This is a genomic window from Bathymodiolus japonicus methanotrophic gill symbiont (assembly GCF_019721995.1).
Lineage (GTDB): Bacteria > Pseudomonadota > Gammaproteobacteria > Methylococcales > Methylomonadaceae > Methyloprofundus.
Genome location: NZ_BLYC01000015.1, coordinates 28,663 through 53,502 on the forward strand (window position 1 = coordinate 28,663; position 24,840 = coordinate 53,502).

Sequence of the window (24,840 nt, forward strand, 5' to 3'; positions counted from 1 at the left end):
TTTACAGATAAGCGTTATGCAGGTATTGCATCTCTGCATCATATAGAAAAACTCGTTATTAGCATGGAATTCGGTCTTGATTCACTTGTCTATCATTTCATGCCAAAAAAACCAAATAACTGAAGTTTCCCAATTATTGAGTAGCTGAAATACACAATGCTGGTGCATCGAGGTTTATTTTAGGTGGTTTTGCCATGTTTATAGCAAACCCCTACTTAATTCCCCTTAGGCAATAGCATTTGAAACGAATGAAAAGACTATTTTTTTCATATAGTTGTAGCATAGTTTCAATTTTACCATAAATAATTATTGGGAAACTTCAGTTATGAAAGATTCTTCTCTTCTGAAATTTGATGATTAAGCCTAAGCCTTGGCTGTTAAAATTGGTATAAGTACAAGATAATGCTCCTTATAATAAATGTAGTAGAAATGTTATTAGCAGAAACATGAAAAAAATTATTTTCTTTATTCGCGCACTGGATGCCGGCGGTGCCGAACGACAACTAGTGGTCACCGCTAAAGGCCTGGCAGAGCGAGGATATAAAGTAACAGTGCTTACTTTCTACAGTGGTGGCTTTTATGCGCATGAATTTGCCGATACAAAAGTAACACTATTAAGCTTACACAAAAAAGGACGCTGGGATCTTCTTGGGTTTTTGTTGCGTTTAATCCGGGTGTTACGCCAGCAACCCCCTGATGTTATTTATAGCTATTTAGGGGTAGCCAATATACTTTCTGTACTTATAAACCCCTTTATTCCTGACACCCGGGTGGCCTGGGGGGTACGCGCTTCTAATATGAATCTGGAGGAATATGACTGGTTATCTCGCTGGAGCTATCGCCTTGAATGCAGACTATCGCGGTTTGCGGACATCATCATTGCCAATTCACATGCCGGATTAAAATTTGCGGTGGCACATGGCTTTCCTGGAAAAAAAATAACTGTTATCCCTAATGGTATCAATACTGAACGCTACTACCCTGACAAGCTGGCGGGTGAAGCATTACGTAAAGCATGGGGTGTAGCTGAGAATGAACTATTAATTGGGGTGGTAGGGCGTATTGATCCTATGAAAGGTCATGCTGTTTTCCTTGAGGCAGCGGCACTTGGGCAGCGGAAACACAAGCAGCTACGTTTTGTCTGCGTAGGCGCAGGCGAGGCGGAGTACGAAAAGTCCATGCACCAAACGGCAACTGACCAGGGCCTAGATAATGTGCTGATCTGGGCGGGGCGGCATGCTGATATGCACGCTGTGTATAATGCTCTTGATATTGCTTCCTTATCATCTTTATATGGTGAAGGGTTCCCAAATGTACTCGGCGAGGCAATGGCATGTGGTACAACTTGCGTAGCTACTGATGTGGGAGATTCAGCCCTAGTCATTGGCAATACGGGGCGCGTGATGCCAGCAAATAATAGCCAAGCATTATTTACGGCATGGAATGAGCTACTTTTGCTTGAAAGCGAGGATTTTACGCGACTCTCCCAGCAGGCGCGTAAGCGGGTTATTAATGAATTTAGCGTAAAGTCGCTACTAGACAGGACTGAGAGGACATTGTTCAGTGAAAAAAGTAATGGCCTAAGATAATCGATAAAATGAAAGGCAAGGACTATATCGAAATAGGTGATCACTTATGAGCTTTGAAAAAGATAAAAATAACCGCAGCTTTTCAGCTGAAATATTCTTAATCATCATGGCATTCTGGATTGGTAGTTACGCCTATTATCAAATGTTTCTGAGCTATAAATTCAAACCCTTATACAGCTACCTGCTTATCATTTTTTTCACTTGTTTCTGGGTGATAACTCAACGCATCTTATATCCCGCGAGGCTAGAGCCAATAGATCAGGGACTTAAAAGTATAGGCGTATGGATGGGTCTATATACTTTATGGACTAGCATCACTTATTTATATTCATCCCAAAGCAGCATTGCGACAGAGAGCCTGATAGTAGCACTGGAAGGAGCAGCTCTTTTTACGTGTTTTGTGTTGCTGGTGAATCATTCAGTTCGCGTAATAGAATTAGCTACAGTTCTTGCCATTTTGGCATTGGCTGGGTCAGCAATGTGCCTATGGGATTTTATTGAGCTAACTTTTAGCACTGTTACAGGACGAGGCGCTGGATTCTACAGCAACCCGACCATTGCAGGCGATATTATTGCCTTAACTATGGTTGGCGGTTTTTTGCTTGTTCCCAATCGTTTGAAATGGAGTTACATTGCATTCTGTGGACTGGGGGTGCTGGTAACATTCTCCAGGGCTTCCTGGCTATCCTGGGGGGTGGCAGTTATAGGGCTAAGCATCCTGAGGTACGCTGATGGCGAAAGACGTTTGCGCTGGATGATAATATTGTCGATCACTGCGTTTATTGTTTTACTTTTACTTGCTCTTTTTTCCGGGGTGACGGAAGGTATTATCAATAAACTGAATCTGCAGCAATATATGACTATGGATACATTCAGCAGGCTGGGTATTGGTAAAGCCTCATTAGAAAATTTCTCAGCAAGTAGCCGATGGGATATAGCGAAGTTTTCGATAAATATGATCAGGGAGGCTCCTTTTTTCGGTTACGGTATTGGCTATACGAAAGAGTGGGCGATGATCGAGACGCACAATATGTATTTGCAACAATGGCTGGAAGGAGGATTCATTCAGCTTGCCTTGTATATAGGCTTGCTGGTATTAATGTGGAAGATGGCCTCGTGCTTAGGAAAAATCATGCTTGTGCAAATTGCTCTCAACAGTTTGTTTACGCATAATAACCTTGAGCACCCCGCTGTATTGCTGTTATTTGCATTTATTATTGGTACGCGGCTGGTTGCTTCAAAGCCCTCAACACAACGACAAGTCGATATGCAAAGTTCAGATAATCAATTACCTACAGCTACAATATGAAAGTACTGCATATTATTACTGGCCTAACCACTGGTGGCGCAGAACGTGCGCTATACAATTTATTGCAGGGCGGCTTAAGCACAAAATTTGATAGCCATGTAATCTCAATGACTGATGCAGGTACTTTCGGGCCTCTGATTAAAGCATTAGGTGTGCTCGTCACAACACTGGAAATGCCTGCAGGGCGGCCTACATTGGCAGGCTTATTAAAACTACGAAATATCGTAAAAACATTACAACCAGATGTCATTCAAGGCTGGATGTATCACGGTAATCTGGCGGCAACTCAAGCATGCTCCATGCTTTCGGAAAGAGCCGCCCTAGTCTGGAATATCCGTCAGACTTTATATCAGATTGGCAATGAAAAGTTTTTGACCCGGCAAGTTATCAGAGCAAACCGGTTTTTTTCTAAAGCCCCGGATGCATTGCTATACAATAGTCAACTTTCACGACAGCAGCATGAGGCTTTTGGCTTTGCGAGTAAGAATGGGCAGGTGATTGCTAATGGAATTGATCTGCAGCGGTTTCGTTTTTCTCAGGATGCACGACAGAGCATACGCTCCGAGTTAACTATTCCTGTAGAAGCTTTGGTAGTCGGACATGTAGCCCGGTTACACCCGATGAAGGATCATGCTAATTTTTTACAGGCAGCAGAGATAATTGCCTTGCAACACGCTAATGTTCATTTTGTACTAAGTGGTCGGGGTGTTTGCATGGAAAACGCCAGCCTTAGACAGCAAATTCCTGGGACATTACAAGATAGGTTTCACCTGCTAGGCGAGCGTAGTGATGTGGCCGATTTAATGAGCGCCATCGATGTTCTTTGTCTTTGTAGCGCCTGGGGGGAAGGCTTTCCGAATGTTTTAGGTGAAGCGATGGCGGTTGCCGTGCCTTGTATTGCAACCGATGTAGGGGATAGTGGATTGCTTATTGGCGACTATGGTGCCATCGTACCTCCTAGAGATAAAACAGCGCTTGCGGCTGGGATTGAATCACTGCTTACTTTGCCTCTTACTGAGCGGCGATTGCTAGGGGAGCAGGCGCGTAGACGAATTGAAGATAATTTCACCCTGAGTGAAATTGTTGGGCAGTATGTTGATTTGTATCACAATTTAAAAATGTAAAATTAATTAACCTTCTCTCGGTCAGGATTGCATTGTTATAGTGGGCTGATTTTTATCGAGGGGATGAAGGTTGGAACTTTCTTATAGAAAAACCAGGAATAGATAATGTGTGGCATAGTTGGTTATTGGGATAAGCGGGGGGCAGATGTCTCTATCGTTGAGCAGATGGCTTTGCGTATTCAACATAGAGGTCCTGATGGTGCTGGAACCTGGCTGAATACAGGGGGAGATTTAGCAATGGCGCATCGCCGCCTGGCCATTATTGACCTTTCGCCTGCAGGGCATCAGCCGATGAACTCTCCCTGTGGTCGTTATACACTGGTGTTTAATGGTGAGATCTATAATCACCCTGAGTTACGAAAAGATTTAGAACGTGAAGGCGGGCATTTTGCCTGGAAGGGACACTCAGATACCGAGACTCTATTAGCAGCATTACGCCATTGGGGGCTAGAAAAAACACTGCAACGCATCAATGGTATGTTTGCCTTTGCCCTGTGGGATAGCACTGAGAGCAGCCTTTTTCTGGCGCGTGATCGTATGGGCGAAAAGCCACTTTATTATGGTAATAATAACGGCCGGTTTTTATTTGGCTCCGAATTAAAAGCATTTAATGCACACCCGCAATGGCAGCCCGAGATAGACCGCAATGCCTTAACATTATTTCTGCGTCATAGCAGTGTGCCGACACCCTGGAGCATTTACCAGGGAATTAATAAACTGCCACCGGCTCACTACGTAGTCATTCGTGATGCAGGTAATCAAGTTTCCGAACCTCAGTGTTACTGGAATTTGGCAGAGCTTGCAGAGCAAGGTATCGCGATGCAAGGCAAAACAGATGCCAAGGGTCTGGTTGATGAATTAGATACACTGCTACGGGATGCAGTTCATAGTCGTATGGCGGCCGATGTTCCTTTAGGGACTTTTTTATCGGGAGGCTATGATTCAACCATAGTGGCTGCATTGATGCAGGCGCAGTCGTCACGCCCGGTAAAAACCTTTACCATTGGCTTTCATGAGCAAGGCTATAACGAGGCTGTTCATGCTCAGGCGGTAGCAAAGCATCTGGGTACCGAGCATACCGAGCTGTATGTTACACCAGAGGAAGCCATGGCGGTTATTCCGCGACTACCTACAATCTGGGATGAACCATTTGCCGATTCATCACAAATTCCTACCTTGCTGGTCAGTCAACTGGCGCGCAAACATGTCACAGTAAGTCTATCTGGTGATGGAGGAGATGAGCTATTCTGTGGCTATAATCGTTATACTCAGGGTTATCAGATATGGCATAAGCTACAAATGCTACCTATACCCGTTCGCCAATTTATCGGAACGATGATGCAGATTTTCCCTGCAGCTCCGCTGGAATATTTACTAGGTTTTCTACCCAAAAGCCTACAGATTCCACATTTAGCTGACCGTCTGCCTAAACTGACGGATGTCGTAAAAGAGGCTTCTGGCGAATCTTATTATCACCGCCTGGTATCTCACTGGAAAACGCCTGACCAGATTGTGCTGGGGGCGACTGAACCGAAAACACTGTTTAATCACCCTGAGCAAATGCCAAAACTAACGGACTTTCGTGAGCAGATGATGTATCTCGATAGCCTGACTTATTTGCCCGATGATATTTTAACCAAGGTAGATAGAGCGAGTATGGCGGTTAGCCTAGAAGCCCGGGTTCCATTACTGGATCACCGTGTAGTAGAGTTTGCCTGGAAGGTACCTATGCCACTTAAATACCGAGATGGTAAAGGGAAATTGCTGCTGCGCGAAGTATTATACCGTTATGTGCCGCGTGAGCTGATGGAACGGCCAAAAATGGGCTTTGGTGTGCCCATCGAGCACTGGCTGCAAGGGCCTTTGCGCGACTGGGCAGACGCTTTTCTGGATGAAAAACGACTCAAAGAAGAAGGTTTCTTTGACCCCGCCCCAATCCGCAAGATGTGGCAAGAGCATGCTAGCGGAAAGCGTCGCTGGCATTATTATTTATGGGATATTTTGATGTTTCAGGCCTGGCTGGAAAATCAGCGGTGACAGATTAAATTGACTGCAGCAAACAATGACAAAGAAAACAATTGCAATTGTCCTCAATGCATCCTGGAATTTATTTAACTTCAGACTGAACCTGATTCGCAGTATCGAAAAGGCAGGCTATAAAGTCGTGTTAATTGCCCCTTATGATCAATATAGTGATATTTTAAAAAAAGAATTTACATATCATGATATTTATATTAGTAATCAAGGTACAAATCCTAAAGAAGATATAAAAACCTTTATCCAGTTTTATCGACTTTATAAACACATAAAGCCAGATATTGTTTTACATTACACCATCAAGCCCAATATTTATGGGACGCTAGCGAGTTATTTTTTGGGTATTCAATGCATTAACAATATTGCTGGTTTAGGTACACTTTTTATCAAGCACAACTTTGTGACAAGCATTGCAAAAGGGCTATATAAATACTCTCAATCTAAAGCCGACAAAATATTTTTTCAAAATGCTGATGATTTTAAGCTTTTTACGGATAAAGGATTAGTAGAAAAGTCAAAGTGTGATATTTTGCCCGGGAGTGGCGTGGATTTAGAAAAGTTTAAGCCAGTTACGACTATAAAAAATGATAAAGTGTTTCGCTTTTTACTTATTTCAAGAATGCTTTGGGACAAGGGGGTAAAAGAATATGTTGAAGCGGCAAAAATTATAAAAGAAAAATATCCGCATGTTGAATTTCAATTACTGGGTTTTCTAGATGTAGAAAATAAAGCCGCAATTTCTAAACAGCAAATGGACAATTGGGTGGATGATGATGATGTACAATACTTAGGGGTAAGTGATCATGTTCAACAGGAAATTGCGCAAGCTGATTGTATAGTTTTACCTTCTTTTTACCGGGAAGGTACGCCAAGAACCTTGCTTGAAAGTGCGAGCATGGCAAAGCCCATAGTGACTACAGATAATGTGGGTTGCAGAGATGTGGTCGATGATGGCATCAATGGTTTTTTGTGTAAAACGAGAGATACTGGAGATCTGGTACAAAAACTGGGAATGATGCTGAACCTTAGTGTAGAGGAAAGAGTTCAAATGGGAAATAAGGGTAGAGAAAAAATGCAAAGACAATTTGATGAGCAATTTGTTATCAATAAATATTTAGATGCAATCAATAAACTGTGTGCTTAAATCAAACGTTAATATTTATTAGTGTAGCGAAAAAACGTAACCCGTCAACACATTGATTTATGGGAAAATTCTGGGTTAGCTTATCGCGCTTTGCTTGATAAGCTAACCCTGCCTACAAATGCAAGCTATTGTTTGTTAATATTTAATACTTAAGTAAGCAGTATTGGAAACGGGGGCTTTAGCTCCGTTAACTCCGTACTCTGAATTAAATGCTCCGTATCCGTGAACGTGCGAAGTACATACACAGTCCTGGTGACAAAGAGAAACATGAGAAATAGTGCTGAGCATTTATTTCCGCTTTAATAGTTAAATAAATTTATGGTTATAATTTGATGAATATTCTGGGAATTTCAGCTGCACTATCATGATAGTGCAGCTGCCTTTTTAAAAGACGGGGAGATCATTGCCGCAGCGCAGGCAATTGCTTATTGTCTGCAAGAAGCTGGCATCAATCTGGATGATGTAGATTATGTGGTGTTTTATGATAAGCCGTTACTCAAATTTGAACGTTTATTAGAAACATATCTTGCCTATGCGCCTCGCGGCTTACGTTCTTTTCTTGTGGCAATGCCTGTCTGGTTAAAAGAAAAGCTATATTTGAACTGAAGTTTCCCAATAATTATTTATGGTAAAATTGAAAATATGCTACAACTATAGTTTCTCAGATAAATAATTTCCAAATTTGGAGCGCTTAAACTTAGGCGGTAACAACGAAATCTTCCCGCAATTTTTGCATAACACAAATCACTTTACTGGCATCATGCATATAAGTGTTAAAAGTTTGCACAACTGAATCATGAAGATCTTCAAAAGTTTTAAAATACTTCATATGAGTCGAATCGCGTTTCGTATTTTTCCATAATTTCTCAATCGGATTAAAATCCGGCGAGAACGCAGGGAGACGTTCTACTGTCAAACGATCTACATTAGCTAACTTAAATTCCTTAATAACACCGCTTCCATGATACGGGGCACCATCTTCAATTAGAATAATCTTGCCTTTATAATAAGCCAGCAATTGTGTTAAAAACTCAACATAGCTTTCACCATTAAAACGCCCAGATGTTTCAGCGTGTTGTAATATCATTGGCTTATAACTCTCGATTAAGACGTTGTCGGCAATAGAATATATCGCTTCCATAAAAAGCTTCTGTGTTGGATATTTCTCATTTTTTAAGCTTTTAAGAATAGCTAAAAATTCTTGAGGCAGCCCAGCTTCTTTTAAAAGTCTAAGTGACTTTGGTTTTATCTCATAAGCCAATGATTCTCGGTATTGAAAACTCCCTCCTTCGAGTTCGATCGTACCAAACATTTTCAACCCTTTTCGAATCCCTGATGTTTTCACTGTGGGTTGCTCTCCTATTGGAGCCCAGGTTCGTGCCAATGAACCCCACATAGCAAATGACACCTCATCACCGAATAAAACGACACTCTTTTCTTCTACCGCCTTTTCCATAATGGCAGGCAATGTTTCTTCCAGCCACGTTTTTCTTTCAAGCTCGTACTTTTCTTCTTCTTGGCGATCAGTCACAAAACGAGCTTTTTGATAACTGAAGCCCAGTTTTTTCATTAGGCTTGATAAGTAGTTCAAGTTATAACGAACTTCAAATTTTAACCAAATAAGCTCGGCAATCATCGCAGTATTCCATATTCCACAATGAAATCCATTGTCTTCTGGGCCTTTCTTTATCAACTCAACCAATTTATTTTTCTGGTCTTTAGTTAACTTTGACTTCCGACCACGTCCTTGATAGTGTTGCCCTATTAACCAACCGACACCTTTATGCATGAATGTTTTCAGCCAATTTATAATGGTTTTTTCACAGACTCCCATTAGGCGTGCTATTTCTTTGATTCCCATGCATTCACTGAACCAGAGTAGAGCTTGAGTTAATCGACATAAACAAATATTACTTAGCTTGAGAGCTGTCGCCATATTTTTTTTTAGTCGGTCTACAATTGACTTTGAAAAAGTGAGGGATACCCTTTTTGACTGTTTCCGTTAGTGTTGGGACGAAAATTATAAGCCAGTTTCCCCTCTGTCGTTTTTGTTTGTTCGTAAATTAATTTTCTGAAAGTCTATATATGAAAAAAAATAGTCTTTTCATTCGTTTCAAATGCTATTGCCTAAGGGGAATTAAGTAGGGGTTTGCTATAAACATGGCAAAACCACCTAAAATAAACCTCGATACACCAGCATTGTGTATTTCAGCTACTCAATAATTGGGAAACTTCAGTTTTATAAGGAGAGTAGGCCATGCAAATCACCGCAGAACTCGACAATCAACGTGTAAAAAGATTACACAGCTTAGAAAAATCATTTAAAAAAAGCACCTCTGAGCTTATAGCCCTCGCAATTGATGAAATTTATAACCAAAGTAAGTCACAAACCGAAGGTGAAAAAGTTTTAGATATTGTAACTACTCAGCGTATTTTTTAACTTTAAAATCAAATGGATATATTTTAATTTAACCTGACTTTAGTCATTTTCACCTTTAAAAAGGGGTGAAAATTGGGCTAAAATTCAGAGAGATACATTAATTATTATTTTAAATCAATCTGTTATGAGTTTAAATTACGCTGAGTAGTTACTAGATATTTTACAAAAAACAGGATTTTTAGGCAGTATGCCAGATGTGAGTGACTTATCAGAAAACTATAAAGACCATTTAGACTGGAGCGATAAAGTATGATCATCACCGATAGCGGTTTTTGGGTGGCTTTAGTTAATCCTGATGATAAGCACCATCAAATCGCTATCAATACTTTGGCAACAATCAATGAGCCGCTTATCACAACGTATCCCGTGATGACTGAAGTCGGGGAGTCGCTATTTTTGCGAAAGCTTGTTTTGGGCATCCCAGCCCAAGCAAGCAGCAAAAACTTAACGCGACCACTTATGCCTCCGGCGGCCCCGATTCGTCCTCGTCACCTTGTCCCGACCCAACAAGGGGTCGGAACATAGGCTCCAAATGACTTGACGCCGTGTCGGATGGCCTTTTATTTTGTCTCCACCTTCGCTAACGCTCAGACTCCGACAAAACAACGGCCCTACGGCTATCGCGGACTAAAAATCTTCACTTCGCTAAAGCTCCGTTTCCAGGATTTTCAGCGTATGCCATTTGTTGCTTAAACGTCGAGGAACACATTCGATATGCTGGCGTTTATGGATAGCTACCAGCAGAATGCATTCAGTGTTTTTCAAATTGAAACCTTGTTGGCGGATAAACAAAGAATAGTTGCATTAATGAGGCAATACGCTGATCTGCCAATGGACTTAGCCGATGCTTCTTTAGTTTTATTGGCGGAACATTTAGGACATGGCCGGATTTTAAGCACAGATCAACGCGACTTTCATACCTATCGTTGTAAAAACACCAAGCCTTTCTCTAATTTATTATATTCATAAACTCATTTAAGCCAGATAAACCAAGCTATGTCAGCACTCTTGATTAAAGCACTTATTCCTCTTTTACCCCGCTTTGCCGAAGAAGAAGGTGATTTTTACACTGTTAAGCGTGCCGATTTGATTAATTTACTTTGTTTGCAGGCTGGTACTGAATTATCCGTTGCTGAAAATACCATCAGTGCTCCCATTGAAAGAAGAAGTACCTAAACAAAGCAGCCTATAACCTACCTGAATGTAGCACCACTCGAATATTTCCATCTTTTTGATTTTAATCACTTATAACAGCAAATAGACACTCTGTAGGCACCGTAAAAAAACAACAAATAATTTCAAATAAAGCTTGCAATTGCCGAAGAATTTTTCTAAAAAATTCCGTTTTAATCACCTCATAAACGGATATCACCCATGCTTAAAGACCTACCACTCTCTGAACATATTCACCAACACTGCAATGAAAGTATGGAACGTGCCCTGTTAGCAGAGCGTCATCCTTTGTGGTCTCGTTCATGCCCAGAGTTGAAGGATATCGACTTTATTCGCCTTGGGTTATTACGCTGTATCAGTGTAGTCGATAGTGGTCGCCATTTCCTCCAAACCAATGAACAGATTTATGGCCAGCTGCTTCCCCACTCAACGTATTTTAAATCACTGAAGTCGCATAGACGAACAAGTATGCTTGAGGCATTTGAACAGCAGAGCTATCATCTTCACTCTGAAACACTGCTATCGCAATGCATTGATTATCTTAAAGCATTCCCGGAACTTGACGAATACACCATAGAAGCAGCGGATGGACATTTTATTGATCACCCCCCGTGTCAGGATAGTTTTCGCCTTATTTGAAAAATAATAACTCAAACAAGGGGCGGAAAAATAAAACCATGACAACTCAATACCCAAAAGAAAGAAAAGATGCCATCATTAACAAAATGCTTCCCCCCTTAAATATGAGCGTACCTGAATTAGCTAAGGCCGAAAATATTCCTTACGGAACGCTGTATACGTGGAAGCAAACTTATGTTGATAAGAAGTGCAAAAACACTAAAAACACAAGCCATTCTCCTATACAGTGGACAGCCGAGAGAAAATTATCAGCCATTATAGAAACAAGTACCCTGAGCGAGCAAGAGTGTAATGAATATTGTCGTACACATGGGCTTTATAAAGCTGAACTTGAGTCCTGGAAGACCCATTTTATTAAAGGATCAGAGCAAAACGTGACGCAAGAAAAAAACAGATAAAAACGTATTAAAACAATTACGTAGTGAAAACAAAAAATTAAAGAAAGAGCTTAATCGCAAAGAGAAAGCACTTGCAGAAACAGCGGCCTTATTGGTGCTTAGAAAAAAGCTGGATGCGCTCTGGGAGGAAAACGAGGACGCTTAATTCCTCACTCAGAGCGCGTAAATTATGTCACATGGATCAATGAAGCCATTGGACAAGGTGCCAGAAAGGGCAAAGCCTGTGATATTGTTGGTATCACTCGATGTTCAAGTTTTTGATATTGAGAAGGTAAAATCAGGTATTCTGAGGTTGTTGTAATTTTATCGGTGTAAGCCCATGTTAATGAATGCCCCAGCCACCTTTATCCAAAGCTATATTGACGATTTAAATGATGCGCTCAATCAGCTAAAACCCGGAGCCGCTTTGACACGGATTCAAGCCGCTTGGTTGGGCACTTGTTTAACGGGCATACTGCTAATGAACTCTGTTTGCTGGGCTAAGTTTGAGCGAGCAAGCCTTGGAGATTGCAAAGTAGCCGCATTATCCTGGGTGTTTCGTAAAGCAAGTATACCCTGGGACTGGTTGCTACGGGTGAGTGTGGTCTTAATTTTAAAACGTTATGGCATTACTGAAGGTGTGTTGGCCTTTGATGAATCAGACCGAGCACGATCTAAGTCTACAAAACGTATCTATAAGGTTTACAAGCAGAAACAGGTAGTGGGTTAAATCTGTGTTTTTGCATGAATATCCCTGCCAAATTCCACCTTATTTATTAACAGACCAATCACAATATCATGCATTTTCTCTAACTTAGAGAAGCAGATTGTTCGACGAGTTAATCGTTTTATCCATGCTCTAAAATTCAAGTTTTTACGTTCAATTTTTTGGGTGTTTTTCTTACCTATTTCATGTTTCTCAGCATCGAGATGACGTTCATAAGCGCCCCAGTCATCGGTGTAATAACGACTGATATTTAAAGGCAAAAGTAACGCTTTTAATTCTTTGAAAACAATGTCCTTACGCTTGCCAAAAACATAAGCGAGTACCGTGTTGGTTTTATGATCAACAGCATGCCATAGCCAGCGTTGATTGCTTTTATTTCCTACAAAAGACCACTGTTCATCCATTTCGGCTTCATCACAGCAGACCTGTTCTAGTCTGACTTCCAATGGTTTCCCTTGATCAAAGGTCTGAAAAAGAGGGTTCACTTGAACAAGACTGTTTTCTTTGTTTTTTAAAGTACGAGTCACCGTATTTTTATTGTGATTTTAAGAACCCTAGCCGTGTCTCGAGTGCCACTACTATTGATAGCCATTTCGACAACGTGTTCTTTGGTTCCAAATTCACATGCTTTATAACAATATTCCAACATGAAGGTTTGGTTGAGCAAGCTGTGGTCTGGCAACGATATCGCTGCACACCACGATCGCTACTACCTGATTTCATCAGGTTGGAATTAGTACAGTTAGGGCAGGTGATTTCTTGATAATATTTCATGAGGGAATTATGCAATAAATCACTTTCTTATTCTATTGCTCTCATGCTAAACACAGGTTTAACCACTACCCAGAAACACAAAGCTCCGGCGGGTATGTTAATGGACAAACGATAGTATTATTGCTGCTAGTTACCTCATCCATTACAGTGCCTGTCGGTTTTTTCTTTTATATGCCGGATCCAGCCTTAAAGCAGTGGGAAAAAGAGATAACGGTTGAAAAAGAGGGGTATAGCAAAAAAAGATCGGCCTATTAAGCCTGATACGTATTTTTCGACTCCCTACAGCTCTTGGGAAAGAGGGCAAAATGAGAATGCTAATGGCTTATTAAGACAGTATTTCCCTAAAGTAATGGAGTTGATTGATGTTACGATAAAAGAGGTTTTTATAGCCGTTGATAAGCTAAATAGTCGCCCTAAAAAGTGTCTCAATTACAAAACACCTTATGAGGTATTTGAAGGGCTGACTGGGATAGATATGAAAAATTTATTGGGTTATGCACTTATGAATTGAATTCAGGTGATTTTAAGAACCCTAGCCGTGTCTCGAGTGCCACTACTATTGATAGCCATTTCGACAACGTGTTCTTTGGTTCCAAATTCACATGCTTTATAACAATATTCCAACATGAAGGTGTTGGTTGAGCAAGCTGTGGTCTGGCAACGATATCGCTGCACACCACGATCGCTACTACCTGATTTCATCAGGTTGGAATTAGTACAGTTAGGGCAGGTGATTTCTTGATAATATTTCATGAGGGAATTATGCAATAAATCACTTTCTTATTCTATTGCTCTCATGCTAAACACAGGTTTAACCCACTACCCAGAAACACAAAGGCTCCGGCGGGTATGTTAATGGACAAACGATAGTATTATTGCTGCTAGTTACCTCATCCATTACAGTGCCTGTCGGTTTTTTCTTTTATATGCCGGATCCAGCCTTAAAGCAGTGGGATAAAGAAGATAAACGGTTGAAAAAGAGGGGTATAGCAAAAAAAGATCGGCCTATTAAGCCTGAACGTGACAGTGCCTACCCGACCAAAACAGAGATTGCATTAGGCTTATTAAAAGAGTTTAAAGTTGCGCATAGCCTGATTAAAATTAAAGGCGTACTGGCTTGATGCGCTGTATGGTGAAAAAGCCTTTATGGACGAAGCCGCTAAAGAATCTGGAGGCTCGCAGGTGATTAGCCAATTACGTAAAAACCAAAATATTGAATATAGAGGTAGAATAAGGTCAGTCGAGAGCTACTTTAATTCGATTAACAAAGGCATTGATCAGATAATACGCGTACGTGGCGGCAAAGAGATTAAAGTGACTGTCAGCAGTGCACGATTAAAGGTGAGTTCTCACAGTAAAAAACGCTTTGTCATTGCCTTAAAATATGACGGTGAAAACGACTATCGCTATTTAGTGGCGACAGACCTGACTTGGCGCACACAAGATATTATTCAAGCCTATACGTTGAGATGGCTGATTGAGGTTTTCTTTGAGGACTGGAAGCTTTATGAAGGATGGGGGCGTGAGGCCAAACAATTAGATGAAGAGGGATCAAGCCGTGGCCTGATTCTGAGTCTTTTGTTTGACCATTGCCTTCTCCTAATAATAAATTAAGCGAATATGAGCGACTTGCTATTTTACGGGGAGTCGCTATTTTTGCGAAAGCTTGTTTTGGGCATCCCAGCCCAAGCAAGCAGCAAAAACTTAACGCGACCACTTATGCCTCCGGCGGCCCCGATTCGTCCTCGTCACCTCGTCCCGACCCAACAAGGGGTCGGAACATAGGCTCCAAATGACTTGACGCCGTGTCGGATGGCCTTTTATTTTGTCTCCACCTTCGCTAACGCTCAGACTCCGACAAAACAACGGCCCTACGGCTATCGCGGACTAAAAATCTTCACTTCGCTAAAGCTCCGTTTCCAGGATTTTCAGCGGCGGCCGGAGGGATTTACGCGTTGAATCTCAGAAGTGGGTTGCTCAGATTTCTTTGTCTGGTGACAAACGGAACTCAGAGACATCAAGAAATACCTGTGTTACGAGATCATATTGAAAAGCAAAACAAGGGAAATAACAGCTCTCAGAAACATCTCCATGTCTACGATAAAGCCGTCACCGACTTTGTCTGGTGGGATCGGCAGAAACGACATGCTAATTACATGATTTCAATGCTAAAAGAAAATTCAATTGCGACTCTGGTTGAGTCTATCCCTTTTGACTCCCGCCATGAGATCAATACAGGGGTTGAAGCATACAGTGTGTACGAAAACAAGGGCATCAAATTTAACGTGGTGGATTACCGTGATCCAGAAACCGGAAAACTTCACCGGTTTGTGACAACCTTGCCCAGGCGCGCCATGCTACCTCACGAAATTCCGGGACTCCTGTCGCCATAATTCGTTCACCTACGCAGCGGATGGGAGATGCCCTGAACGCCCTGCGTCCGCAACGACTACGCACAAAAGCCGCTTCGTCATTACTACCTCACTGGCTGGACGGCTATTCGGAATGCAATTCTTGCTCCTCTCGCGTGCTGCTAACACACGTCGAATCAGCGAATTGCCCTGTCGCCTATCAGGGACTAAAAATCACCACTTCGCTAAGCTCCGTTTCCATGATTTTCAGCGATTGTAATGCAACCGTAAACAGATGCAACTAAATAGTTACTAAATGAATACTACGAACAATAAGAACCGTTTGCCGGGCAAGCCCATGGTAAACAGCGATATTAAGCTTCAGAATTATTATATTCGGGGCACTATAAGGCTCGTTGATAGCACGATGTTCAGTAGAACGTCGCTGTTATGCTTACTTAGTAGCAGCTGTTAACAGGTGCTATAATCAGGACTGTTTGAACACTTAAGGACTAATCGATGCAAACAAAATTTTCAGAAGATGTCGTCCCTCTGTCAGATCTAAAAATAAACCCGGGAAAAATTGTTAAACGAGCTAAAGATACTCGACGCCCCATTTTACTTACTAGTCGGGGTCGAGGAGTAGCTGTAGTTCAGGGGCTTGAAGAGTATGAATGCCATGAAGAAGAAATTCAATTCATGAAGGCCGTTGCTCAAGGGCTAGTGGAAATTGGAGATGGCAACGTAACCACGCTTGAGGATGTAAAGAGGAAATTAGTAATTAGTAAGTGAAGATATTTTGTAACTACTCAGCGTACGCTTAAAATCAGGGAAACGGAGCCTAAGCGGAGTGATGATTTTTAGTCTCTGGTAGGCGACAGGGCAATTCGCTGATCCGAAGTGCGCTAGTAGCGCGCGAGGGAGGCAAGAATTGCATTCCGAATAGCCGTCCAGCCATTTGAGGTAGACTTAACTGAGCAGGGTTTTGTGCGTAGTTGAGTAGTTGAGACGGACGCAGGGCGACCAGGGCATCTCCCATTCGCTGCGTAGGCGAATGAATGTTGGTGACAGGAGTCCCAGAATGTTGTGAGGTAGCATGGCGCGCCTGAATAATTAAAAAAGTTCTTGACAGGGTTTTAGTCTGGTTTTTGTGATTTTTAGTAAACTGCCCAACAGTCGATTAATCCACGCTTTATTGCTTCTATCGCTATAGTCATCACAAAATGTCCCCTTAAACATCTACGACCTCGAAGAACTTTTTTATTCGCCTTACAATCGCTTAAAACAAGGAAAATTCGGGATTTAAAACCCATGAGATAATAAGCCTGTCCTTAAAGCAATACAGGTTACCCTTTGAAAATAGACTTCATCGATGTTGATTCCGCAATCAGTCATGCCAAACAGTTACTTGAAACTGAGCGTGATATATCGCCTGCGCTAAAATCAGCACTGGAAGTGATTCTATTATTAGTCACGGTATTACTCAATCGAGTGACACTGAACAGCAAAAATAGCAGTAAACCACCTGCAAGTGATCCCCAACCGTAAAAAAGGGAATCGAAAAAAATCAGATAAGCCTTCTGGCGGACAAAAATCGCATGTCGGCACGACACTTCAAAAAATAGATGACCCGGATGAAATCGAGATCATTACCATTGATCGCCGTACCTTGCCAAAAGGGCGATACACGGCAGATGGCTTTGAAACACGCCAGGTATTCGATATTGATATCTCAAGGGTAGTGACAGAATACCAGGCGCAACGGTTGATAAATGGAAAAGGTCAGTGTTTTATCGCTCCTTTTCCAGATGAGGTTACTAAGGCTGCGCAATATGGTAATGGGATAAAAGCCCATGTGGTTTATCTTTCGCAATATCAGTTATTGCCCTACAACCGAATACAGGAGTATTTCGCTGATCAATTAGGTATGCCGATTAGTGAAGGCTCTATCTATAATTTCAATGAACTGGCCTATGAGAAGTTGGCTGGGTTTGAAACTATCAGTAAAGAACACTTAGTCGAATCAGCGTGCATTCATGCGGATGAAACAGGCATTAATATTAATGGTAAGCGCCATTGGCTACATGGGGCCTCCAATGTTCAGTGGACACACTTCTTTCCCCATGCCAAACGTGGCACAGAGGCAATGAATGACATTGGTATTTTACCCCATTTTCATGGGATTTTATGTCATGATCATTGGAAGCCCTACTATAAATATGATTGTACTCATTCGCTTTGTAATGCACATCATTTGAGGGAATTAACGCGCGCCTGGGAGCAGGATAAACAGGAGTGGGCGCTTGAAATGAAACGACTACTTGAAAAAATGAATGATGCCGTCAATGAAGCAGGTGGCATGCTACTACATAAAGAAGCAGAAAAATGGAAGGTACAATACAGAGAATTACTTGGCAAAGCGGAGATCGAATGCCCACCACCCGATAAGCCTAAAGAAGTAAAACGGGAGCGAATAAAACGCAGTAAAGCTAGAAACTTACTGGAAAGGCTGATTAATTATGAAGAGGATGTCTTGCGCTTCATGACAAATACCTGGGTGCCATTTACCAATAATGCCGCAGAAAATTCGATTCGGATGACCAAGGTTCAACAGAAAATATCCGGCTGCTTTCGTAGTACCAAGGGTGCAGAGATATTTTGTCGTGTCAGAGGGTATTTATCAACGTGCCGTAAACAAGGTCTAAGTGCAACTCAGGCAATGACCTTGGTCTTTGAGGGAAAGTTACCTGAATTTGCTTTATAATTTCATTGAACTACTCAGCTTCGCTGAGTAGTTACATTTAAAATACGTTGAGCGGGGAAGCAGCTGGCCATAAATCTGTTCATTGGTTTGGAGGAAATGGCGACCACTATCGACTACACTGATACAGCGTAATAACCCAAGGCGAATAAAGTCGATATCCTTCAACTCTGGGCATGAACGAGCCCACAAAGGATGACGCTCTGCTAACAGGGCACGTTCCATACTTTCATTGCAGTGTTGGTGAATATGTTCAGAGAGTGGTAGGTCTTTAAGCATGGGTGATATCCGTTTATGAGGTGATTAAAACGAAAATTTTTTCGGCAATTGCAAGCTTTATTTGAAATTATTTGTTGTTTTTTTACGGTGCCTACAGAGTGTCTATTTACTGTTACTAAGTGATTAAAATCAAAAAGACGGAAATATTCGAGTGGTGCTACCTTCAGGTAGGTTATAGGCTGCTTTGTTTAGGTACTTCTTCTTTCAATGGGAACACTGATGGGAAGCGATAAGAATCTCGGATGACTTGTTATAGTTTTGGCAGCTTAAGATGCCACCAAAAACGATAATCAAAGTAATAAATAAGGAACTGGTGGTAAAGTGTAGCGAGTAGGTGGAGCGTTTTTTGGCTTGCAATTTAGTCATCTCCTGAGGTTGGGGTCGACTACGATTTAAGTGATTGGGAGTGTTGGTTGAACGATGGATTGAGGGTTAAATAACATCAGAAACCTGTAGGGTGTGCTGAGGCACAAAGCGAATCACCCCACCCTACAGAATACATGATTTCAGCTATTACTCGATGTTAAAGTTTTTTAACTGATTGATTTTATTGATAATTTTACTGACAAAGAAAGCATCAACATCATTGTAAATCAATCACTTATAAAACAAAGCCGGAAAAATTTACTTTTCTTAGCCCAGTTATAGCTGAAAACTTGAACATCGAGTATTAATAAATCCTGGTTTCTATATCAAATAAATAACAGCTGGATAATTTTTAACCTGGCTTTATTAACTGCTCACATCCGAAGAGATAAACTTTAGCCATTGTTGTGCAGATTTTCTGGTTTTCGCGTATTTCATTGCATTATCAAATGCACTCCTGGCAGATTTTAGCTGTCCGCTTTCAAAATAGCTAATCCCCAGTAAAATATAAGCTTCCTCAGTTTGCTTTAAGCCGCCCTTTTTAAGTGCTTTTTTAATTGCAACCACTGCGTCCTGCCATTTCTCCTGTTCGACATGGATTCGTCCAAGCTGCAGATATAAATCACCTTTATCATGTAAGGTAGATGCCTGTTCCAGGGCATTAATTGCATGTGTATATTCACGCGCAGTTGTCCAGGCACTGGCAAGTAATTCCCAGTTTTTCGCAGTGGATTTGACGCGCCCGGCATCAAGTTCCCTGGCTAATAATGAAGCTGCCTGATAAGGCTGTTTGTTATATAGAAATAAATTAAATAATTGTATGATTTCAGGTTCGCTAGCAAGAAAGCCTTTATTATAAGCAAGATTGTTGATTGTTAATGCACGTTCATATTGTTGCAATTGCTGGTAAATCGATGTGAGTTGTTGCCAGTAATCTTTGTTATCCGGGTACAGCGAGATCAGGCGGCGTAATACTATCGCTGCTTGTGGGTAGTTTTCCAGCTCGTAATACAGAGCAAGGTTGAGTTGTAACCAGCTTGCTTTAGGTTTTTTGGCGTGTTTGATAACATGCTCAATATAAGGCAGGGCTTTGCGATACTGCTTTAATTGTGCATAGGCATTCGCTAACAAAACTCTGACTTGCGTATTAGTTGTATCCGGTTGCTTTACAAGCCACGGCTCTAATATAGCGACCGCATTTTTATAATGCTCTATTGCCATATATAATTGCCCCAGATTTAACAAAGCCTCCTGTTGCTGTTCAGCGTTTAGGGCTTGAGTTGCCAAGGCTTGTTCTAAGAGGCTGGTAGCTTTTTGATGTTTATTTTCCAGTGCGTAAACAGCGCCCAGACTGCGTAGTGCGATAGCTTGTGCATAGCTGTTTTTTTTGACCTCAGCAAGCACTTTTTCTAATCTTGTACGTGCCTTAGCGTATTCCTGTTTGGCAATTAACTGTTCGGCCTTATTCAACTGCTTATAAGCCCAGGGAGAAATAGTGGTAGATTTTTCCGATTCGGCATAGAGCGCAGTTGAAGCGCCACATAGACTTAGCGCTAACAAGCTGATTTTCAGGCTAATACGGATAGATTTTTTCATCGGGAGAGGTTAAATTTTAAAGTTTGCGCTGCCCGTTGCTCATATGCCTCACCGGCGATAATGTGAGGTTTAAATTTCCAGCGCCTGATAGCTTTCAGTGCTGCACGATTAAAGATAGAGCCAGGATGAGATGCAATAACGACCGCATCTTTGACCTTACCTTCTGTAGTAATGGTAAATTCAACTTTTACCCAGCCCTCAATATGGCGGTTAGCCGCGCGCATAGGGTAAGTTGGAGGGATTCTAACCAGGGGAATGACATTAGTGCTGATTTCTCCCTTAGCTATTTGCAATCCGGTCAGCATTGAACCGCCAAAGCTACTGCTTTGCATGGGGATATCCAGCTTAGGCATATCCAGCTTAGGCATATCCATAGTGGGTATGTCAGTCTGTTTTAGCTGGACACTGCGCATTTTTAATTTAGGCTGTTGCGGACGCTCAGTTGGTTTGGGCTTTTCTGGAACCAGACGATCCTTGCTTTGAATTTTTGTATCGCGCTTAAAACGCACAAACTCAGTTAAGTGCAAGTCACTGGTTTTTTTTAAGCTCTGCTGATTATGACTAATCATAGTATGCATCGCCCAGAATAAAACCAGAGAGATGGCAATTCCAGCAAACAGTGAGAGTGCAAAACGGTTCACTGTGATTCCGACTCGGTAGCAATTGCCGGGTTCATAATGCCTGCTAAACGTATTTGATCAATGACCTGGACTAAGGCCTGGGTTTTAGTGTCTTTGTCTGCGGCAATAATCACCGAGCCTAGCGGGTTTTCCATATGCAGGCGCGCGACATTAGCGCGCACGGCGCGAAAATCAACCAGGCGTTTATCGATCCAGACATCACCATTGGCTCTAATGCCGACAATGATATTGGCCTGTGCCTTGCTTACGCCGGTAGATGCGCTAGGGCGGTTAACATCAATCCCCGATTCTTTAACAAATGAAGTGGTGACGATAAAGAAAATCAACATGATAAAGACAATATCCAGCATGGGAGTCATATCAATATCGGCATTATGTTCTGATGAGGAACGATTAGCTCTGCGGCGCATATTTTTTATCTCAATTGAATATCTGTAGAGCGGAATTCAGTCCGCTAGTTTAAATACTGCAATGGAAAGGACGGACTAAAGTCCGCTCTACAAGGGGTGTTATATTTAATGGTATTTAAGTAAATCCGCCAGATGATGCGATTCATCACTGACACGTTCTTCGATAAGCTTACTGAAATACAGTCCGGTGATGGCAATAACCATCCCTGCCATGGTCGGGATGGTTGCCTGCGACACACCTGTTGCCATTGCTCGAGCATTACCGGTACCCGTGACTGCCATGACATCAAACACATGAATCATCCCGGTTACCGTACCCAATAAACCCAGTAACGGGCATAAGGCAATCAGCACCTTGATAATCGCAACGCCACGATTCATCTGCAATAAACCCTGTGAAATTAATTCCCGGCGTATAAATAAAGCATAGCTAGAATTTTTATCTTCACGTTGCTCCCAATCTGCCAGACAGTTTGCTTTTAGCTGCGGATAATTTTGCTGAAAAAATATCAGTCGCTCGATTATCAGGCACCATAAACAGATGGAAACCAGTAAAATCGGCCATAAAACATCACCGCCCGAATACAGGAAGTTACGAATATCTTCAAAAAACGCGAGTTGCCTAGGCATTACTTACCCGCACGTCGGCTCATGATGCCGGCACTTTGTTCATCAAGAATTTGTACTAATTCCTTGCTGCGCGAGGACAGTAAGTTATGCAGAAACAATAATGGGATAGCAACACATAAACCCAGCATAGTGGTCACCAGCGCCTGAGAAATTCCATCCGCCATTAGCTTGGGATCTCCGGTGCCGAACAAGCTAATTGATTGAAATGTTGCAATCATCCCGGTAACTGTACCCAGCAAACCTAATAACGGCGCGACAGCAGCAAAAAGTTTAATCATAGATATTCCTTTCTCCAGCTTGGGCACTTCGCGGGTAATGGCTTCATCCAGAATAAGTTCCAGTGTTGCCGTATCTTCTATTGAACTTTGTTCTGTGGCATATAAAACTCGACCCAGAGGGTTATCAGCAGAAGCAGTTTCACTATCCATTTGCTGCTGCATTTTTTTGCTTATGTTTGCCAGAATAAATAAACGTAATATGGCATAAATAAATCCCAGTGCACCTAGCATCAGAATAATATAACCGACCACCCCACCTTGTTGAATACGCTCCTGGGTATTAGGCGTTTGAATCAGCATGCTGAGCATCACACCACGAGTGGGGTCTATACCTAGTGGTGCCGGTGAAGAATCTGCATGGCTAAAATCATCAATTAAATCCAGATATCTGTCTTCCGGCTGGCGTGCCAGGCTGGTGAGTACCTTTGTTTCCGGTGAATAACGTAAATATCCACCGTTGGCAATAGCATTAAATGCCCCGATACGAATAATTTCAGCTTCCTGTCTATTGCCGCTAGCACTCTGAATCTGTTGCTTGAAGCGCACGACTTTGCCTGATTCCGTCATTTCATGTTGCAGGGTGAGCCACAGGTTTTCTAGTCGATCTATCGTAGGTAGTGCTTTGCTTTCAATCAGGCTGTCGAGCGCTTCACCACGACCAGGGTATTGAGCCGAGACCATAGAGTGGAGCAGGTCGGCTTTTAAATCCCCAGCCGCTTGCCTGGCTACACCAAATAGCTCACCTAGTTCGCCACTGCGTGATTTTAATTGCGCAGCAAATTTAGCGAGTAGCTCTTCATTGCTTTCCAGTTGCGTTTTTAACTGGGCACTGAGCTTTTTTTGCTTATGCAGTTCCGCATTAGCTGCTTGTAGTAATTGCTGCTGATTTTGTTTTTCAGTCAGAAATTTTGCTTCTCGGCTACGGTTGATCTTGCGTTCAAGTATTTGCCGCTGCTTAACATCAAGCAGTAGCTTATCCAGATCGTTACTGCCGGACCATGCAGAATTACAGGTTAAAATTGCCAGCAAAAAACTGATAACTATTTTCATTGCTTAGCCTCCGCAGCTGTTGGTGCCGGTAAGGTCAATAAATCGGGAGCTGCTTCTTTACGCGCTATGCGTAATCCCTGACGTATAGGATTGCGATATTCACCGAGTAATTGCTCCCAGCGCTTTAGGGAGTTATTCCAGTAGCCGGTTTCACTGCCATCAAGGCGTTGATAGTACAGGGCAACACGACCTAGGCGTAAAAAATCAACCGAGCTGGTTTCGCCTTCAAGTTGTATATTGGCGCGATAGGCTTCTATGGTATTACCGTAATCATTTTCTATTTGATAGGCTTCGATAATGCGACGAAACTTTTCTGCATTAGTCACATCCGCCCGGGTCATCATCGCTTTTAAGCGCTCAACACGCTCACTGCGTTCTGCAGGCAAGAAGGGGATATCCAGCTGAATAAATTGCTCCAGACTCTGCTGCATATTCAGGATCAATGGCACAATTTCTTGCTGGGTCGTTTCGATTTGCTCCAGTTGCTGTGTATACGAGATCTTTTCCAGTTCCTGTGATTCAAGTAATGCTTGTAAATGCTGATTATAAGTTAGTAAAGTCTTTGTTTGTCGCGTTACTGAGCGATATTGCTCTAACATCTTACGCGTCCGGTCATCTAGTCCGTCTATATTCATTTGCGATTTTTTAGCGCTGTTCTGAATAGAATTTTCAACTTGTATGGTTTTGGAAAGAGTATCTGCAGAGATGGAAACAGATACTAGACTGAGAACAGAACACGCCAGTAGAGTCTGGCATTTACGGGATAAAAAAAGCATATAAATTAAAGGGGGGAGTTACTTCTGAAGAAAAGTTATGCAAAACTTTACCACAGTCAGCACAAAACTCAATGGGTTATATCACCTGTTTTTTCTACTCTAAAGCTTTGGCATTGCCAAAAACAGAGACTGACAATGCTAAAGCTGCAGACTGTTTTTAGAAGCGATACCCGAGCCTGATGTGTCTTTTCGTTCCACAATCGCACTACAAAAAACATCGCAGCCAACTATGCGTTTGTTTTACTAACACGAATGTGAAACCAAAATCCTGCACCATACCTTCCGGTATTTTTAAATCCTTACTCCTTAAAAACTGAAGTTTCCCAATTATTGAGTAGCTGAAATACACCATGCTGGTGTATCGAGGTT

General features: G+C 42.0%; 30 protein-coding genes and 5 pseudogenes. 24 read left to right on the forward strand and 11 right to left on the reverse strand.

Annotated elements, in window-relative coordinates; translation table 11 throughout:
* The first annotated feature begins 446 nt into the window (after positions 1-446).
* The 6 genes and pseudogenes from K6984_RS17770 to K6984_RS17795 form a co-directional block, all read left to right on the forward strand.
* Positions 447-1,589 (forward strand): glycosyltransferase, encoded by a 1,143-nt coding sequence (locus K6984_RS17770; protein WP_221896742.1) that lies wholly within the window; start codon positions 447-449, stop codon positions 1,587-1,589.
* 46 nt (positions 1,590-1,635) lie between these two features.
* Positions 1,636-2,898 (forward strand): O-antigen ligase family protein, encoded by a 1,263-nt coding sequence (locus tag K6984_RS17775; RefSeq protein WP_221896743.1) that lies wholly within the window; start codon positions 1,636-1,638, stop codon positions 2,896-2,898.
* Positions 2,895-4,022, forward strand: a complete 1,128-nt coding sequence (locus K6984_RS17780) for a glycosyltransferase (RefSeq protein WP_221896744.1) — start codon at positions 2,895-2,897, stop codon at positions 4,020-4,022. The genes K6984_RS17775 and K6984_RS17780 overlap by 4 nt, the downstream gene beginning before the upstream one ends.
* A gap of 105 nt (positions 4,023-4,127) precedes the next feature.
* Entirely contained in the window at positions 4,128-6,059 is a 1,932-nt protein-coding gene (gene asnB / locus K6984_RS17785) for an asparagine synthase (glutamine-hydrolyzing) (protein WP_221896745.1), read from the forward strand.
* A 25-nt stretch (positions 6,060-6,084) separates the two neighbouring features.
* Entirely contained in the window at positions 6,085-7,203 is a 1,119-nt protein-coding gene (locus tag K6984_RS17790) for a glycosyltransferase family 4 protein (protein WP_221896746.1), read from the forward strand.
* A gap of 332 nt (positions 7,204-7,535) precedes the next feature.
* Positions 7,536-7,803 (forward strand): annotated as a pseudogene (locus K6984_RS17795) (carbamoyltransferase N-terminal domain-containing protein); the annotation flags it as partial.
* 97 nt (positions 7,804-7,900) lie between these two features.
* On the opposite strand, the gene K6984_RS17800 reads toward K6984_RS17795, so the two are convergent.
* Complete coding sequence (locus tag K6984_RS17800; RefSeq protein ID WP_221896747.1) at positions 7,901-9,139, reverse strand: IS630 family transposase; 1,239 nt, start codon at positions 9,137-9,139, stop codon at positions 7,901-7,903.
* A 321-nt stretch (positions 9,140-9,460) separates the two neighbouring features.
* Between K6984_RS17800 and K6984_RS17805 the strand changes: the two genes are divergently transcribed.
* From K6984_RS17805 to K6984_RS17835, 8 genes are all read left to right on the forward strand, one after another.
* Positions 9,461-9,643 carry a hypothetical protein gene (locus tag K6984_RS17805; protein WP_221896748.1) on the forward strand — a complete coding sequence of 61 codons (183 nt, stop codon included), beginning with the start codon at positions 9,461-9,463 and terminating at the stop codon, positions 9,641-9,643.
* 396 nt (positions 9,644-10,039) lie between these two features.
* The gene (locus K6984_RS34085; protein WP_263458596.1) at positions 10,040-10,168 is read left to right on the forward strand and encodes a hypothetical protein; all 129 of its coding nucleotides are present in this window, start codon (positions 10,040-10,042) and stop codon (positions 10,166-10,168) included.
* A 27-nt stretch (positions 10,169-10,195) separates the two neighbouring features.
* Positions 10,196-10,336, forward strand: coding sequence for a hypothetical protein (locus tag K6984_RS17810; protein ID WP_221896749.1), 141 nt, complete (start codon positions 10,196-10,198; stop codon positions 10,334-10,336).
* Positions 10,337-10,357: 21 nt separating this feature from the next.
* Positions 10,358-10,612, forward strand: coding sequence for a hypothetical protein (locus K6984_RS17815; RefSeq protein ID WP_338024546.1), 255 nt, complete (start codon positions 10,358-10,360; stop codon positions 10,610-10,612).
* Between the two features lie 39 nt (positions 10,613-10,651).
* On the forward strand, positions 10,652-10,819 hold the full coding sequence (locus K6984_RS17820; protein ID WP_221896750.1) for a hypothetical protein: 168 nt from the start codon (positions 10,652-10,654) through the stop codon (positions 10,817-10,819).
* Between the two features lie 198 nt (positions 10,820-11,017).
* Positions 11,018-11,455, forward strand: a complete 438-nt coding sequence (locus tag K6984_RS17825; protein WP_221896751.1) for a hypothetical protein — start codon at positions 11,018-11,020, stop codon at positions 11,453-11,455.
* Positions 11,452-11,853, forward strand: a complete 402-nt coding sequence (locus tag K6984_RS17830; protein WP_221896752.1) for a hypothetical protein — start codon at positions 11,452-11,454, stop codon at positions 11,851-11,853. Before K6984_RS17825 ends, K6984_RS17830 begins: the two co-directional genes overlap by 4 nt.
* A 319-nt stretch (positions 11,854-12,172) precedes the next feature.
* A complete protein-coding gene (locus tag K6984_RS17835) occupies positions 12,173-12,562 on the forward strand; it encodes a hypothetical protein (protein WP_221896753.1) in 390 nt (129 codons plus the stop codon).
* Here the strand turns inward: K6984_RS17835 and K6984_RS17840 are convergent.
* Positions 12,559-13,333 (reverse strand): annotated as a pseudogene (locus tag K6984_RS17840) (IS1 family transposase). The gene K6984_RS17835 and the pseudogene K6984_RS17840 overlap by 4 nt on opposite strands.
* 120 nt (positions 13,334-13,453) lie before the next feature.
* Here K6984_RS17840 and K6984_RS34090 point away from each other — a divergent pair.
* Positions 13,454-13,588, forward strand: coding sequence for a hypothetical protein (locus K6984_RS34090; protein ID WP_263458796.1), 135 nt, complete (start codon positions 13,454-13,456; stop codon positions 13,586-13,588).
* Between the two features lie 4 nt (positions 13,589-13,592).
* Positions 13,593-13,844: pseudogene (locus K6984_RS17845) on the forward strand (transposase); the annotation flags it as partial.
* An 8-nt stretch (positions 13,845-13,852) separates the two neighbouring features.
* Here K6984_RS17845 and K6984_RS36355 read toward each other — a convergent pair.
* Positions 13,853-14,086: pseudogene (locus K6984_RS36355) on the reverse strand (IS1-like element transposase); the annotation flags it as partial.
* Positions 14,087-14,208: 122 nt separating this feature from the next.
* On the opposite strand from K6984_RS36355, the gene K6984_RS17855 reads away from it, so the two are divergent.
* From K6984_RS17855 to K6984_RS17880, 7 genes are all read left to right on the forward strand, one after another.
* Positions 14,209-14,454: a hypothetical protein gene (locus K6984_RS17855; protein ID WP_221896756.1), complete on the forward strand. Its 246-nt coding sequence runs from the start codon at positions 14,209-14,211 to the stop codon at positions 14,452-14,454.
* Positions 14,455-14,479: 25 nt separating this feature from the next.
* On the forward strand, positions 14,480-14,947 hold the full coding sequence (locus K6984_RS17860; RefSeq protein ID WP_221896802.1) for a hypothetical protein: 468 nt from the start codon (positions 14,480-14,482) through the stop codon (positions 14,945-14,947).
* Between the two features lie 42 nt (positions 14,948-14,989).
* Positions 14,990-15,118: a hypothetical protein gene (locus tag K6984_RS34095; RefSeq protein ID WP_263458596.1), complete on the forward strand. Its 129-nt coding sequence runs from the start codon at positions 14,990-14,992 to the stop codon at positions 15,116-15,118.
* A gap of 27 nt (positions 15,119-15,145) precedes the next feature.
* Positions 15,146-15,292, forward strand: coding sequence for a hypothetical protein (locus K6984_RS17865; RefSeq protein ID WP_221896757.1), 147 nt, complete (start codon positions 15,146-15,148; stop codon positions 15,290-15,292).
* Positions 15,289-15,726, forward strand: coding sequence for a hypothetical protein (locus K6984_RS17870; RefSeq protein WP_221896758.1), 438 nt, complete (start codon positions 15,289-15,291; stop codon positions 15,724-15,726). The genes K6984_RS17865 and K6984_RS17870 overlap by 4 nt, the downstream gene beginning before the upstream one ends.
* A 20-nt stretch (positions 15,727-15,746) precedes the next feature.
* Positions 15,747-15,989 carry a hypothetical protein gene (locus tag K6984_RS17875; RefSeq protein ID WP_221896759.1) on the forward strand — a complete coding sequence of 81 codons (243 nt, stop codon included), beginning with the start codon at positions 15,747-15,749 and terminating at the stop codon, positions 15,987-15,989.
* A 214-nt stretch (positions 15,990-16,203) separates the two neighbouring features.
* The gene (locus K6984_RS17880; RefSeq protein ID WP_221896760.1) at positions 16,204-16,476 is read left to right on the forward strand and encodes a type II toxin-antitoxin system Phd/YefM family antitoxin; all 273 of its coding nucleotides are present in this window, start codon (positions 16,204-16,206) and stop codon (positions 16,474-16,476) included.
* Positions 16,477-16,525: 49 nt separating this feature from the next.
* Here the strand turns inward: K6984_RS17880 and K6984_RS17885 are convergent, their stop codons facing one another.
* A complete protein-coding gene (locus tag K6984_RS17885) occupies positions 16,526-16,723 on the reverse strand; it encodes a hypothetical protein (protein WP_221894617.1) in 198 nt (65 codons plus the stop codon).
* Between the two features lie 314 nt (positions 16,724-17,037).
* Here K6984_RS17885 and tnpC point away from each other — a divergent pair.
* A pseudogene (tnpC, locus tag K6984_RS17890) lies at positions 17,038-18,448 on the forward strand (IS66 family transposase).
* Here the strand turns inward: tnpC and K6984_RS17895 are convergent.
* The 7 genes from K6984_RS17895 to K6984_RS17925 form a co-directional block, all read right to left on the reverse strand.
* A complete protein-coding gene (locus K6984_RS17895) occupies positions 18,443-18,724 on the reverse strand; it encodes a hypothetical protein (RefSeq protein WP_221896761.1) in 282 nt (93 codons plus the stop codon). The pseudogene tnpC and the gene K6984_RS17895 sit on opposite strands and share 6 nt — an antisense overlap.
* Positions 18,725-19,456: 732 nt before the next feature.
* The gene (locus K6984_RS17900) at positions 19,457-20,686 is read right to left on the reverse strand and encodes a tetratricopeptide repeat protein (RefSeq protein WP_221896762.1); all 1,230 of its coding nucleotides are present in this window, start codon (positions 20,684-20,686) and stop codon (positions 19,457-19,459) included.
* Positions 20,683-21,255 (reverse strand): energy transducer TonB, encoded by a 573-nt coding sequence (locus tag K6984_RS17905; RefSeq protein ID WP_221896763.1) that lies wholly within the window; start codon positions 21,253-21,255, stop codon positions 20,683-20,685. The genes K6984_RS17900 and K6984_RS17905 overlap by 4 nt, the downstream gene beginning before the upstream one ends.
* 68 nt (positions 21,256-21,323) lie before the next feature.
* The gene (locus K6984_RS17910; RefSeq protein ID WP_221896764.1) at positions 21,324-21,737 is read right to left on the reverse strand and encodes an ExbD/TolR family protein; all 414 of its coding nucleotides are present in this window, start codon (positions 21,735-21,737) and stop codon (positions 21,324-21,326) included.
* 105 nt (positions 21,738-21,842) lie between these two features.
* A complete protein-coding gene (locus K6984_RS17915; protein WP_221896765.1) occupies positions 21,843-22,367 on the reverse strand; it encodes a MotA/TolQ/ExbB proton channel family protein in 525 nt (174 codons plus the stop codon).
* Complete coding sequence (locus tag K6984_RS17920) at positions 22,367-23,695, reverse strand: MotA/TolQ/ExbB proton channel family protein (protein ID WP_221896766.1); 1,329 nt, start codon at positions 23,693-23,695, stop codon at positions 22,367-22,369. Before K6984_RS17920 ends, K6984_RS17915 begins: the two co-directional genes overlap by 1 nt.
* Positions 23,692-24,471: a DUF3450 domain-containing protein gene (locus tag K6984_RS17925; protein WP_221896767.1), complete on the reverse strand. Its 780-nt coding sequence runs from the start codon at positions 24,469-24,471 to the stop codon at positions 23,692-23,694. Before K6984_RS17925 ends, K6984_RS17920 begins: the two co-directional genes overlap by 4 nt.
* Between the last annotated feature and the right edge of the window lie 369 nt (positions 24,472-24,840).

Bases quoted from the DNA above. Each gene is read 5' to 3' on its own strand.
- K6984_RS17770 (WP_221896742.1), top strand. From the start codon at position 447: ATGAAAAAAATTATTTTCTTTATTCGCGCACTGGATGCCGGCGGTGCC.
- K6984_RS17775 (WP_221896743.1), top strand. From the start codon at position 1,636: ATGAGCTTTGAAAAAGATAAAAATAACCGCAGCTTTTCAGCTGAAATA.
- K6984_RS17780 (WP_221896744.1), top strand. From the start codon at position 2,895: ATGAAAGTACTGCATATTATTACTGGCCTAACCACTGGTGGCGCAGAA.
- asnB (WP_221896745.1), top strand. From the start codon at position 4,128: ATGTGTGGCATAGTTGGTTATTGGGATAAGCGGGGGGCAGATGTCTCT.
- K6984_RS17790 (WP_221896746.1), top strand. From the start codon at position 6,085: ATGACAAAGAAAACAATTGCAATTGTCCTCAATGCATCCTGGAATTTA.
- K6984_RS17800 (WP_221896747.1), bottom strand. From the start codon at position 9,139: ATGGCGACAGCTCTCAAGCTAAGTAATATTTGTTTATGTCGATTAACT.
- K6984_RS17805 (WP_221896748.1), top strand. From the start codon at position 9,461: ATGCAAATCACCGCAGAACTCGACAATCAACGTGTAAAAAGATTACAC.
- K6984_RS17810 (WP_221896749.1), top strand. From the start codon at position 10,196: ATGGCCTTTTATTTTGTCTCCACCTTCGCTAACGCTCAGACTCCGACA.
- K6984_RS17815 (WP_338024546.1), top strand. From the start codon at position 10,358: ATGCTGGCGTTTATGGATAGCTACCAGCAGAATGCATTCAGTGTTTTT.
- K6984_RS17825 (WP_221896751.1), top strand. From the start codon at position 11,018: ATGCTTAAAGACCTACCACTCTCTGAACATATTCACCAACACTGCAAT.
- K6984_RS17835 (WP_221896753.1), top strand. From the start codon at position 12,173: ATGTTAATGAATGCCCCAGCCACCTTTATCCAAAGCTATATTGACGAT.
- K6984_RS17860 (WP_221896802.1), top strand. From the start codon at position 14,480: ATGGACGAAGCCGCTAAAGAATCTGGAGGCTCGCAGGTGATTAGCCAA.
- K6984_RS17865 (WP_221896757.1), top strand. From the start codon at position 15,146: ATGGCCTTTTATTTTGTCTCCACCTTCGCTAACGCTCAGACTCCGACA.
- K6984_RS17875 (WP_221896759.1), top strand. From the start codon at position 15,747: ATGGGAGATGCCCTGAACGCCCTGCGTCCGCAACGACTACGCACAAAA.
- K6984_RS17880 (WP_221896760.1), top strand. From the start codon at position 16,204: ATGCAAACAAAATTTTCAGAAGATGTCGTCCCTCTGTCAGATCTAAAA.
- K6984_RS17885 (WP_221894617.1), bottom strand. From the start codon at position 16,723: ATGGGAGATGCCCTGGTCGCCCTGCGTCCGTCTCAACTACTCAACTAC.
- K6984_RS17895 (WP_221896761.1), bottom strand. From the start codon at position 18,724: ATGCTTAAAGACCTACCACTCTCTGAACATATTCACCAACACTGCAAT.
- K6984_RS17900 (WP_221896762.1), bottom strand. From the start codon at position 20,686: ATGAAAAAATCTATCCGTATTAGCCTGAAAATCAGCTTGTTAGCGCTA.
- K6984_RS17905 (WP_221896763.1), bottom strand. From the start codon at position 21,255: ATGATTAGTCATAATCAGCAGAGCTTAAAAAAAACCAGTGACTTGCAC.
- K6984_RS17910 (WP_221896764.1), bottom strand. From the start codon at position 21,737: ATGCGCCGCAGAGCTAATCGTTCCTCATCAGAACATAATGCCGATATT.
- K6984_RS17915 (WP_221896765.1), bottom strand. From the start codon at position 22,367: ATGCCTAGGCAACTCGCGTTTTTTGAAGATATTCGTAACTTCCTGTAT.
- K6984_RS17920 (WP_221896766.1), bottom strand. From the start codon at position 23,695: ATGAAAATAGTTATCAGTTTTTTGCTGGCAATTTTAACCTGTAATTCT.
- K6984_RS17925 (WP_221896767.1), bottom strand. From the start codon at position 24,471: ATGCTTTTTTTATCCCGTAAATGCCAGACTCTACTGGCGTGTTCTGTT.